Source organism: Streptomyces sp. NPDC005576 (genome assembly GCF_042871745.1).
In the GTDB taxonomy this organism is placed as follows: Bacteria; Actinomycetota; Actinomycetes; order Streptomycetales; family Streptomycetaceae; genus Streptomyces.
The window spans coordinates 744404-751267 of sequence record NZ_JBIAJC010000001.1 but is presented as its reverse complement, the minus strand read 5'-3'; the positions used below and the strand labels follow the sequence as shown (position 1 = coordinate 751267).

The following is a 6864-nucleotide window of genomic DNA, read 5'->3' as shown; positions in this document are numbered from 1 at the left end:
AGTTCTCAAGGAACGGACGCTTCCTTCGGTCCCGTCTCACCGGGGCCCTCCGGGCGCTTCCCTTCGTTCTTGCGTTTCCGACTCTATCAGACACTTTCATGTCCGATTCCCGGTCGAAGCGGGTCGAGCAGTTTTCGCTTTCCAGTTCCCCGCTTTCGCGTTTCCCTTTCCGGCGAGTCCGACCTTACCAGAATCTTTTTCGTCCCGTTTCCGGTCCGAGTTTGATTCCGGTGGCCTGTCGGGGCCTTTGCCTCGGCGGTGCCTTTCGGCTCCCTCTCGGCTTGCCGCCACCGTAGTCGATTTCCTTGACGACTCATAATCGAGCGTTCGAAGTGAAATTCGGACATGCCGAATTCGCACCCGTCAGGGCGGATCGAAGGTAGTGGTTGACCGCTTCGGGGTCGGTCGGCTGGGTCCGTAGGACCGTACGACCACTGCACCCGGGTAAAGCGGCTCGAATCACTTTAGGGGCTTCCGGCGGCAGCGTCAAGTCCGGCGCCGCCGCGGGGCATGGGCGCGGTACGGGCTCACGGTCGGGTCGCCGTCGATCCAGAAGCGCCAGGGCTGGTGGGCGCCGTCGCCGCCCACTCCTGTACGCGGGCCGCTCCGCACCTGCTCACGGGAGGGCGGGGTGCCGTAGAGGACGGACATCGGCTCCGGCGGACCGGCGACGACATCGCTCCCGTCGAGGACCCGGTCGATCGAGAGCGCGGTCGCCAGGCGGGCCGGCCCTCTGGCGAGCTCCCGGTCGTTCCGGGCGGTGAGCCGACGGGGGCGGGCCAGTTCCGCGCCGGCGAGGATTTCACCGGCCCGCAGCAGCACCCCGCTCGCCCGCCCCTCCGGTCCGCACACCAGATTCAGGCAGTGCCACATCCCGTACGTGAAGTAGACGTACGCGTGCCCCGGCGGGCCGTACATGACGCCGTTGCGGGCCGTCTTGCCGCGGAAGGCGTGCGAACCGGGGTCGATCTCGCCCGCGTACGCCTCCACCTCGGTCAGGCGCAGTTCGATGGGCCCCTCGGCGGTGCGCCGAACCAGCGTACGGCCGAGCAGGTCCGGGGCGACGTCCAGTACGTCGCGGTCGAAGAAGTCCCGCATCAGCGGCGTACGGTCCGGGGTGTCCTGGGGAGCGTCGTTCATGGCGACCGAGGGTACTGGCGGAACCGACGGGGGAACCGGCTACCGTCAGGGCGCGTATGTAGGGGTCAGACACCTATAAGGAGAAACCATGGGCTTCAAGCGGCTGCTCGCGAGCATGGGCGCCGGCGGCGCGTCGGTGGAGACGGAGCTCATCGAGCTCAACGTCGTCCCCGGTGGCGTCGTCCAGGGCGAGGTGCGCGTCCAGGGCGGTTCCGTCAGCCAGCAGATCCAGGGGATCTCGGTCGGTCTGCAGGCGCGGGTCGAGGTGGAGGGCAACGACCAGGAGTTCAAGCAGGACATCGAGTTCACCAAGCTGCGGCTCGGCGGCGCGTTCGAGGTCCAGGCCGGTGCCGTCCACGTGGTGCCGTTCGGGCTGGAGATCCCTTGGGAGACGCCCATCACCACGTTCGCGGGACAGAACCTGCACGGCATGAACATCGGTGTGACGACGGAGCTGGACATCGCCCGCGCGCTGGACTCCGGTGACCTGGACCCGATCAACGTCCACCCGCTCCCCGCCCAGCAGGCGATCCTGGACGCGTTCGGACAGCTCGGCTTCCGGTTCCGCAGCGCGGACATGGAGCGTGGCCACATCCGGGGGACGCGCCAGCAATTGCCGTTCTACCAGGAGATCGAGTTCGTACCGCCGCAGCAGTACCGCGGCCTGAACCAGGTCGAGCTGTCCTTCGTCGCGGACGACCGCGAGATGGACGTCATCCTGGAGATGGACAAGAAGGCGGGCCTGTTCAGCGAGGGCAGCGACTCCTACCGCGCTTTCCGGGTCGGCTTCGACGACTTCCACCAGACGGACTGGGCCGCCTACCTCAACCAGTGGCTCGCCCAGGTGGGCGGCCAGCGCAACTGGCTGTGATCGGCTTCCGGCGGACCGTGGCCGGACACCCCGTGGTGTCGCTCGCGCGACGGTCGTCCGCCGGGTCGTGCCGGCGCCGCGGCGGGCGTCCGGCATGATCCGTCGGAGACGTCCCGGACCCGGTGGGGCGCGCCCACCGGGTCCGGGCCTGAGGAAAGGTGTTGATGTGACCGAAGCGAAGAGGGCCCCGCTCCCCCACGACTTCCACCCCGAGGTGCCCGCGTTCACCGTGGTGAGCGACGACCTCGCGCCGGGGGCCGTGCTCGCGGACGCGCAGGTGTACGCGGAGGGCAACACGTCCCCGCAGCTGCGGTGGGAGGGATTCCCGTCCGGTACGAAGAGCTTCGCCGTGACGTGCTTCGACCCCGACGCGCCCACGGGCAGCGGCTTCTGGCACTGGGTGCTGTTCGACATCCCGGCCTCGGTCACCGAACTGCCGGCCGGTGCGGGCAGCGGTACCTTCGCCGGGCTGCCCGAAGGGGCGGTGCAGGCGCGCAACGACTACGGGACGAAGGACTTCGGCGGCGCGGCCCCGCCGGCCGGCGAGAACCACCGCTATGTCTTCACCGTCTACGCCGTGGACACGGAGAAGCTCGGGGCTGACGGTGACTCCTCCCCGGCCGCGGTCGGATTCAATCTGCGCTTCCACACGCTGGGACGCGCGCAGCTGATCGGTGAGTACGCGTCGCCCGCAAGCTGAGGGTTCTTCTCCCGTTTGCCCTGCCCCGGTCTTGGAGAGATCTGGGCAGGGCACTTTTATTGCGTTGTCCCACGCGGCCCGCCCGGCCAGAGTTGGTCAGGGCCCGCCGGGGGCGGGTGGTACAAGGGAGGTGGGCAGGATGCGTGACACGCTGGTCCTCAACGCGAGCTTCGAGCCGCTGTCGACAGTGACCCTCCATCGTGCGGTGGTCCTCGTCCTGACGGACAAGGCGGTCGTCGAGCAGGCGGATCCCGGCCTGCGGATGCGTGGAGCAGCCGTCGACATCCCGGTGCCCCGTGTGATCAGGCTCTGCCGGTACGTACGCGTGCCGTTCCGAAGACAGGCGCCGTGGTCCAGACGGGGAGTCCTCATACGTGACCAGCACCGCTGCGCGTACTGCGGGCGGCGGGCGTCCACCGTGGACCATGTCGTGCCGCGTGCCCAGGGCGGCCAGGACACCTGGCTGAACACCGTGGCCTCCTGCGCGGAGGACAACCACCGCAAGGCGGCCCGGACGCCGGAGCAGGCGGAGATGCCGTTGCTGCGGCAGCCGTTCGTACCCTCGCCGGCCGAGGCGATGCTGCTGGCGATGGCGTCGGCCGACCGTTCGTCGCTGCCGGCCTGGCTGGACCGCACGGCCGCCTGAGCCCACCGCGGGAGTCCCGGATCTGCCGGGCAGGCCCGGCTGCGTGGGCCGGCTACCGGCTGTCCGGTCGGCGTGCGCCGGTTGACGTACGGGATGCCCGGCTCCCTGGGGGAGGCGGGCATCCGTGTGTCAGCGGAGCAGCAGCTGGACGAGGGCGCAGACTCCGACCGCCACGACGAGGCACCGCAGCACGGTGGGGCTGAGGCGGCGGCCGACCCGGGCGCCGATCTGGCCGCCGAGAGTGGAGCCGACCGCGATGAGGAGCACCGCGGTCCAGTCGAAGTCGGCGACGAAGAGGAAGAAGAGCGCGGCGACGCTGTTGACGATGGCGGCCAGGACGTTCTTGACGGCGTTGAGGCGCTGGATGGTGTCGTCGATCAGCATGCTCATCAGGGAGAGGTAGATGATTCCCTGGGCGGCGGTGAAGTAGCCGCCGTAGATGCTGGCGAGGACGAGACCGACGGCGAGCAGTGGGCCGCCCTCGGGGTGGGCGGGGGTGCCGGAGCGTTCGCGGCGGCGCTGTACGGCCTTGCTGAGGCGCGGCTGGAGCACGATCAGCACGAGGGCGAGAGCGACCAGGACCGGGACGATCGTCTCGAAGGCGGTGGAGGGCAGGGCCAGCAGCAGGGTGGCTCCGGCGAGTCCGCCGACCAGGCAGCTGATGCCCAGTCTGATGACGCGTGGGCGTTGGCCCTTGAGCTCCTCGCGGTATCCGATCGCCCCGCTGACGGAGCCGGGAACCAGCCCGAGGGCGTTGGAGACGGTGGCGGTGACCGGCGGCAGGCCGACGGCGAGCAGGACCGGGAAGGTGATCAACGTACCTGATCCGACGATGGTGTTGATCGTTCCCGCGGCGGTGCCGGCGGCGAGGACGGCGAGCATTTCCCAGAGGGACAAGGCCACTCCTTCGTTGATCGGTGATGCATCCCCGCCATGAAGGTCGGGGTGCCGCACCGATCATGCACGAAGGCCCGGGGCGGGCGTGACGGGGGCCCCGCGAAGCGGAGTTCCACCGTCCCGGCCGCGCTCCCGGGCCGTGCGCGTGGGAGGGGCGGGTCAGTCGACCGGGGGCTCCTCGCGGCGCTCCTTGCCCGGGTTGGATCCTCCGGTGTTGAAACCGGGCATTCCGCCGCCGAGGTTGCCGAAGGCACCGCTGAGACCCTTGAGGGCGTCGCCGAGCTCACTGGGCACGATCCAGAGCTTGTTGGCGTCGCCCTCGGCGATCTTCGGGAGCATCTGGAGGTACTGGTACGAGAGGAGCTTCTGGTCCGGGTCCCCCGCGTGGATGGACTCGAAGACCGTCCGGATCGCCTGGGCTTCACCCTCGGCGCGCAGCGCGGCGGCCTTGGCGTCACCTTCGGCGCGCAGGATCGAGGATTGCTTCTCGCCCTCGGCGGTGAGGATCTGGGACTGCCGGATGCCCTCCGCGGTGAGGATCGCGGCGCGCTTGTCACGGTCGGCGCGCATCTGCTTCTCCATCGAGTCCTGGATGGAGGTGGGCGGCTCGATGGCTTTGAGCTCGACGCGGTTGACGCGGATGCCCCACTTGCCGGTGGCCTCGTCCAGGACGCCGCGCAGGGCTGCGTTGATCTCCTCGCGGGAGGTCAGGGTCCGTTCCAGGTCCATGCCGCCGATGATGTTGCGGAGGGTGGTGACGGTGAGCTGCTCGATCGCCTGGATGTAGCTGGCGACCTCGTACGTCGCGGCGCGGGCGTCCGTCACCTGGTAGTAGATGACCGTGTCGATGTTGACGACCAGGTTGTCCTGGGTGATCACCGGCTGCGGCGGGAAGGGCACGACCTGCTCGCGGAGGTCGATGCGGTTGCGGATGGAGTCTATGAACGGGACGACGATGTTCAGCCCCGCGTTGAGCGTGCGGGTGTAGCGTCCGAAGCGCTCGACGATGGCGGCGCTGGCCTGCGGGATGATCTGGATCGTCTTGATCAGGGCGATGAAGACGAGCACCACCAAGATGATCAGGACGATGATGACCGGTTGCATCGTGTGCCTCAAGCCCTTCGATAGCCGACGGATCCTGGTGATCGGGTCGCACTCTCACTGTGACGGACCGGGCGAGTCGACATGATCGACTTCGAGTGTCGCAGAACTCGCCCTGCCGCGTGGCCGGTTCGGTCACATGACGACGGCTGTGGCCCCGTCGATGTCGACGACGTCGACCTGCTGCCCCGGCTCGAAGCTCTGGCTCTCGTCGAGCGCGCGGGCCGACCAGACCTCACCGGCCAGCTTGACGCGTCCGCCGCCACCGTCGACGCGTTCGAGCACGACGGCCCGGCGGCCCTTCAACGCGTCGATTCCCGAGGCGAATCGGGGGCCCTCGCCGCGGTGGCGCGTGGCGACCACCCGCACCACGGCGACGAGTGCGACGGAGACGACGACGAAGACCAGCACCTGGGCCACGATGCCGCCGCCGAGGGCGGCGACGATCGCCCCCGCGACCGCGCCCACGGCGAACATCCCGAACTCCGGCATGGCGGTGAGGACCAGGGGAATGCCCAGCCCCACCGCCGCGATCAGCCACCACACCCACGCGTCCATGTCGTCATGGTAGGACCGCATGTGCTCCGGGGACAGGGGCCCGTGGGCGGGATCCGCCGAACAGCCCTCAGGACAGAGGCAGTCCGCGCGCGGTGTAGCGGTCGCCCTGGTGCTCGACGACGAGCGGCAGGCCGAAGCAGCGGGAGAGGTTGCGCGAGGTGAGTTCGGTCTCCATGGGACCGGCGGCGAGCACCTTGCCCTGACGGATCATCAGGACGTGGGTGAATCCCGGCGCGATCTCCTCGACGTGGTGGGTCACCATGATCATGGAGGGCGCGTACGGGTCGCGGGCGAGGCGGCCGAGGCGGCGCACCAGGTCCTCGCGTCCGCCGAGGTCGAGTCCGGCGGCGGGCTCGTCGAGGAGGAGCAGCTCGGGGTCGGTCATCATCGCGCGGGCGATCAGGGTGCGCTTGCGCTCGCCCTCGGAGAGGGTCCCGAACTTGCGGTCGAGGTAGTCGTTCATGCCGAGCCGGTCGAGGAAGGCGCGGGCGCGCTGCTCGTCGACGTCCTCGTAGTTCTCGTGCCAGGTGGCCGTCATGCCGTAGGCGGCGGTGAGCACCGCCTGCAGGACGGTGAGCCGCTTGGGGAGCTTCTCGGCCATGGCGGCACCGGCGATGCCGATGCGCGGGCGGAGTTCGAAGACGTCGGTGCCGACGCCGCCGAGCTGCTCGCCGAGGACCTTGGCGGTTCCGGTGGACGGGAAGAGGTAGCTGGAGGCGATGTTGAGCAGCGTCGTCTTGCCGGCGCCGTTCGGGCCGAGGATGACCCAGCGCTCCCCTTCCTTGACCGACCAGGAGACGTCTTCCACCAGAGCGCGTCCGTCGCGGACCACGGATACGTCCACCAGCTCCAGTACATCGCTCATGAGCGCGTTGTCTCCCCATGCAGTGTCGAGATCGTCGCGTGCCGGAGGGCACAGCTCCCACGCAAAACTTACGCCACCCGGGGAGT

8 protein-coding genes are annotated in these 6864 nt (G+C 69.2%); 3 read left to right on the top strand and 5 right to left on the bottom strand.

The window, feature by feature from the left end; translation table 11 throughout:
* Positions 1 to 486 precede the first annotated feature (486 nt).
* Complete coding sequence (locus tag ACFYPN_RS03275) at positions 487 to 1140, bottom strand: DNA-3-methyladenine glycosylase (RefSeq protein WP_389296560.1); 654 nt, start codon at positions 1138 to 1140, stop codon at positions 487 to 489.
* 88 nt (positions 1141 to 1228) lie between these two features.
* On the opposite strand from ACFYPN_RS03275, the gene ACFYPN_RS03270 reads away from it, so the two are divergent.
* The 3 genes from ACFYPN_RS03270 (at position 1229) to ACFYPN_RS03260 (ending at position 3357) form a co-directional block, all read left to right on the top strand.
* Positions 1229 to 2011 carry a sporulation protein gene (locus ACFYPN_RS03270; RefSeq protein ID WP_358762843.1) on the top strand — a complete coding sequence of 261 codons (783 nt, stop codon included), beginning with the start codon at positions 1229 to 1231 and terminating at the stop codon, positions 2009 to 2011.
* A gap of 166 nt (positions 2012 to 2177) precedes the next feature.
* Positions 2178 to 2711, top strand: a complete 534-nt coding sequence (locus tag ACFYPN_RS03265) for a YbhB/YbcL family Raf kinase inhibitor-like protein (RefSeq protein ID WP_358762845.1) — start codon at positions 2178 to 2180, stop codon at positions 2709 to 2711.
* A gap of 139 nt (positions 2712 to 2850) precedes the next feature.
* A complete protein-coding gene (locus ACFYPN_RS03260) occupies positions 2851 to 3357 on the top strand; it encodes an HNH endonuclease (protein WP_358762847.1) in 507 nt (168 codons plus the stop codon).
* 129 nt (positions 3358 to 3486) lie between these two features.
* On the opposite strand, the gene ACFYPN_RS03255 is transcribed toward ACFYPN_RS03260, so the two are convergent.
* The 4 genes from ACFYPN_RS03255 to ACFYPN_RS03240 form a co-directional block, all read right to left on the bottom strand.
* The gene (locus tag ACFYPN_RS03255) at positions 3487 to 4254 is read right to left on the bottom strand and encodes a sulfite exporter TauE/SafE family protein (RefSeq protein WP_358762849.1); all 768 of its coding nucleotides are present in this window, start codon (positions 4252 to 4254) and stop codon (positions 3487 to 3489) included.
* Between the two features lie 159 nt (positions 4255 to 4413).
* On the bottom strand, positions 4414 to 5358 hold the full coding sequence (locus ACFYPN_RS03250) for an SPFH domain-containing protein (protein WP_358762850.1): 945 nt from the start codon (positions 5356 to 5358) through the stop codon (positions 4414 to 4416).
* 132 nt (positions 5359 to 5490) lie between these two features.
* Positions 5491 to 5913 carry an NfeD family protein gene (locus ACFYPN_RS03245; RefSeq protein WP_358762852.1) on the bottom strand — a complete coding sequence of 141 codons (423 nt, stop codon included), beginning with the start codon at positions 5911 to 5913 and terminating at the stop codon, positions 5491 to 5493.
* Positions 5914 to 5980: 67 nt separating this feature from the next.
* The gene (locus ACFYPN_RS03240) at positions 5981 to 6778 is read right to left on the bottom strand and encodes an ABC transporter ATP-binding protein (RefSeq protein WP_389296559.1); all 798 of its coding nucleotides are present in this window, start codon (positions 6776 to 6778) and stop codon (positions 5981 to 5983) included.
* Positions 6779 to 6864 lie beyond the last annotated feature (86 nt).

Bases quoted from the DNA above. Each gene is read 5' to 3' on its own strand.
- ACFYPN_RS03270 (WP_358762843.1), top strand. From the start codon at position 1,229: ATGGGCTTCAAGCGGCTGCTCGCGAGCATGGGCGCCGGCGGCGCGTCG.
- ACFYPN_RS03275 (WP_389296560.1), bottom strand. From the start codon at position 1,140: ATGAACGACGCTCCCCAGGACACCCCGGACCGTACGCCGCTGATGCGG.
- ACFYPN_RS03240 (WP_389296559.1), bottom strand. From the start codon at position 6,778: ATGAGCGATGTACTGGAGCTGGTGGACGTATCCGTGGTCCGCGACGGA.
- ACFYPN_RS03260 (WP_358762847.1), top strand. From the start codon at position 2,851: ATGCGTGACACGCTGGTCCTCAACGCGAGCTTCGAGCCGCTGTCGACA.
- ACFYPN_RS03250 (WP_358762850.1), bottom strand. From the start codon at position 5,358: ATGCAACCGGTCATCATCGTCCTGATCATCTTGGTGGTGCTCGTCTTC.
- ACFYPN_RS03245 (WP_358762852.1), bottom strand. From the start codon at position 5,913: ATGGACGCGTGGGTGTGGTGGCTGATCGCGGCGGTGGGGCTGGGCATT.